General features: G+C 62.9%; 2 protein-coding genes. Both read left to right on the top strand.

All coding sequences use genetic code 11. The annotated features are described in order from the left end of the window. A partial coding sequence (locus EOC06_RS42670) for a biotin--[acetyl-CoA-carboxylase] ligase (RefSeq protein ID WP_245469662.1) occupies nucleotides 1–528 on the top strand: 528 nt, incomplete at its 5' end. Between the two features lie 118 nt (nucleotides 529–646). After that, on the top strand, nucleotides 647–1,051 hold a 405-nt coding region (locus EOC06_RS42675; RefSeq protein WP_245469663.1), incomplete at its 3' end, for an MBL fold metallo-hydrolase.

Below are 1,051 nucleotides of genomic sequence, written 5' to 3' on the forward strand. Positions count from 1 at the left end.
GTGGTGCCGAAGGGCCGGATCGCCATCGGCCTCGACGGCGGCAGCGAAGGAAAGAACCGTTTCGAACTGAAATGGCCGAACGACGTGCTCGCCTCCGGCGCCAAGCTGGCCGGCATCCTGCTGGAATCGGCAATCCTGGAAGGCGGCCGTTTCGCGGTGGCGGTCGGCATCGGCGTCAATGTGGTGGCATACCCCGAGGATTTGCCCTATCCCGCAACATCACTCAGCGCGCTGGGCGCGGCATGCGATGCGGAAACGCTGTTCCTGGCGCTGTCGGATGCATGGAGCGAGAATGCCCGATTGTGGGACGAGGGGCGCGGACTTGCCGCCGTCAGGCGACGGTGGCTCGATCGTGCCGCGGGGCTCGGCGGCGAAGTTGCTGTCAGAATTGACGGTAATGTGGTGCGTGGGGTGTTTGAGACCATTGACGAGGACTGCCGTTTCGTGATCCGCGACGATGAAGGTTCGGTTCGGACGATCGCCGCCGGCGATGTGCATTTCGGCGCAGTCGCTTCGGCCAGGGCATAGGGCCGTTCATGAACGGTTCTAACTGTTTGTTTTTGCGCAACTCCGGTGGGAAAACCGTTACAAACTTTTCCCGGAATTGCTTTTTGGGCTTGGCCTGAGGGCCAGGAAGGGAAAAATCATGGCGAAAGCGGAAACCGCCGAACTCGTCTTCGTGCCGCTCGGCGGCGTCGGCGAGATCGGCATGAACTTCGCTCTTTACGGCTACGGGCCGCCCAATGCGCGCGAATGGATCGTCATCGATGTCGGGGTGACCTTCCCCGATGCCAGCCTGCCGGGCGTCGACCTTGTGCTGCCCGACACGCGCTTCATCGAGGAGAACCTCGCCAATCTGCGCGGCATCATCATCACGCATGCGCATGAAGACCATTATGGCGCGCTGCTCGACACATGGCCGAAGCTGAAGGCGCCGGTCTGGATGACGCCGTTCAGCGCCGGCCTGCTGGAGGCCAAGCGGCAAGGCGAGCAGGGCGCGCCGAAAATACCGGTGACGATCTACCGGGCGGGCGAGAAATTCACCGTCGGC

Source organism: Mesorhizobium sp. M7A.F.Ca.MR.362.00.0.0 (assembly GCF_004023175.1).
Taxonomy (GTDB): domain Bacteria; phylum Pseudomonadota; class Alphaproteobacteria; order Rhizobiales; family Rhizobiaceae; genus Mesorhizobium.